The organism is Micromonospora sp. ATLC20, assembly GCF_057196585.1.
In genome coordinates, this window is the sequence record NZ_JBXUOV010000335.1 from 1 (window position 1) to 2620 (window position 2620).

The following is a 2620-nucleotide window of genomic DNA, read 5'->3' on the forward strand; positions in this document are numbered from 1 at the left end:
GTCCGGCGGCGCCGGTCGCGCCCCCGCCGTCGATGCCGGTCGTCGCGGTCGACCTGCCGTCCGCCGGAGCCGGCCCGTCGCCCGTGACCGCGCCCGCGCGGACCGTCGAACCCGGCGGACCGACCGCACCTACCGGACCGGCCGCACCCGCCGGACACGTCAAGCCGTCGGACGCCCCCGAGCCGTCTTCGGGAAACGCCGAACCGGCGGAGGCCGCCGAACCGTCGGAGGTGGCCGCCGAGGCACGCGTGCAGCCGGTGCCCTCGGCCGGCGCCGGCGCGCTGCTGTCGGAGAAGAAGGGACTCGCCGACGAGCGCGCCTGGCTGCGCCGCACGCTCAGTCGCGAGTTCGACGTGATGGCCAGCTCGGTGTCCCGGATCATGTCCGAGCACCCGGGCATGCAGGGCTCCGGCGTGTCCACCGAGGACGTGCTCGCCGACACGGTCGCGCTGCGGCTCTACCTGACCGGCCGGGGACCGGGCGTCGACGCCGGTCTGCGCTCCGGCCGCAAGGGACCGCACGTGCCGTTCGCGCGTTGCGTGGTCGCCGGGGTCTCCCGGATGCCGTCGTTCCGGGGCACCACCGTCTACCGGCTGTCGCCGACCGACGGCGAGTGGGCGCTCTACCAGGACCGGCGGCTGGTCACCGACTGGAGCTTCGTCAACGCGCTGACCCAGCCGTGCGCGTCCGAGGACGGCGACACCGACGTGCTGATCTGGTCGATGACCGCCCGCCGGACCAGCCTGCTGGAGCCGGAGGGGGACGAGCACGTCGAGGACCGGGTGCTGTTCCTGCCCGGCACGAACTTCAAGGTGCTGGACCTGCGCCGGCCCTCCGAGGGGGAGCGCGGCGCGGTCCTGCTGCGGGAGATCGGCGCCAACGAGATCGACGACACCGGCCGGGTCGACTCCAACCGGGTGTCGCTGGACGAGCTGGCGCTCACGTCGCTGCGGCGCAGCGTGGACCGCTGGGCCTCGGCCGAGCCCCGGGTACGCATCGGCGCGGCGGCCCGCGGGCGCCTGCGGGTGCTGCCCGGGCTGGACCGGAAGGGATGACGCGGTGAGTCGGCAGGTTCTTGTGGTGGGCGACCGGAAGCCGGGGTCCTATCCGACGATCGGCTCCGCGCTGTCCCGGGCCGAGCCCGGCGCCACCATCGACGTCCACCCCGGCCGGTACGTCGAAAAGCTGGTGGTCGCCGACCGGGTGACGATCAGCGCGGCCCAGCCCGGCACCGTCGAGGTGCACGTGGAGGAGGGCAGCGTCCTCGTCGTCCGCGGTGAGGGCGCCCAGCTGCGCGGCATCACGCTCAGCAGCGCCGACACGACGCTGGCGGCGGTCGACGTGTACGCGGGCGAGGTGGCGCTCGACGACTGCCGGGTCAGTGGCGCCTCCTGGGTGACGCTGCTGGCCCGCATGCAGGGCACCGTCGCGCTGCGCGGCTGCGACGTGACCAGCTCGGCCGGCGCGGGCGTGGTGGTGATGTCGGCCGGGTCGAGCACGATCGAGGACACCGACGTCCACGACGTCGCCACGAGCAGCGTGGTGGCAGGCGAGCAGAGCGCGCTGACGCTGCGCCGGTGCCGGCTGCGGACGGCGGGTGCGAACAGCGTGTGCGTCGGCGGCGACGCCCGGCTCACCATCGAGCAGTGCGAGATCACCGGTGCCGGCAAGCCCGCCCTGGTGGTCGAGCAGCGGGCCTGGGCCCGCATCCGCGGCCTGTCCGTCACCGGCAGCGGCAACGTCGACGTCTTCGTCCGCGGCGAGGCGGACGTGCAGATCAGCGACTCGACGTTCATCGGCGCCGCGGTGCAGTCGGCGCACATCGCCGAGGGCGCGTCGCCGGAGTTCCGGAACTGCACGTTCGGGGGCGCCGGCCATACCGCCGTGCAGGTGCTCGCTGGTGGCCGGCCGACCTTCACCGACTGCACGGTCGAGGACGCGCCGGTGGGCATCGCCGTCAACGGCGGCGCGCCCCGGTTCCTCGGGCTGACCGTGCGGGGCACGCGCGACCACGTCGCCGTGCTCGCCGGTGAGTCGGCTGTCGTGCTCCAGCGGCTGCGCGCCGAGATCACCACCGGCGGCGGGGTGCTGGTCCAGGACGGCGCCTCGCTGGAGGGCGCCGACCTGGTGGTGGACGCGGGCGAGGCGACGGCGCTCGCGCTGACCGGGCCGGCGCGGGGCGTCGTCCACGAGGCGCGCCTCACCGGCACCGGCGCGGCCTGCGTCCGGGTGGGGACCGGCGCGGACCTGACGCTGCGCGCGGCCCTGCTGCGCGGTTCCGGCGCGCTGGCCGAGGGCACGCTCCGGCTCGGGGACAGCGAGATCGTCGGCGCGGCCCGCGACGGCCTGCGGGTCACCGGGTCGGCGACCGTCACGCAGACCCGGGTGCGGGAGGCCCGGGCCGACGGGATCGTCTTCGAGGCGGGCTCCCGGGGGTCGGTGAGCGACGGGGAGGTGCTCGGCAGCGGCGCGGCCGGCATCGGCGTGGACACCGTGGAGCCGGTGGCGCTCACCCGGTGCGTGGTGCGCGACAGCGGCGCCGAGGACGTCCGCCGCGCGCCCGGCGCCACAGTGACGACCGAGGCGCTGACGGTGGGCCGCCCGCAGGCCACCCCGGCGC

General features: G+C 76.0%; 1 protein-coding gene and 1 pseudogene. Both read left to right on the plus strand.

The window, feature by feature from the left end; translation table 11 throughout:
• Positions 1 to 1055: pseudogene (locus tag AC2CHG_RS31020) on the plus strand (hypothetical protein); the annotation flags it as partial.
• 4 nt (positions 1056 to 1059) lie between these two features.
• Positions 1060 to 2620, plus strand: a 1561-nt coding sequence (locus AC2CHG_RS31025) for a right-handed parallel beta-helix repeat-containing protein (protein WP_484526161.1), incomplete at its 3' end; no start/stop codon positions are given.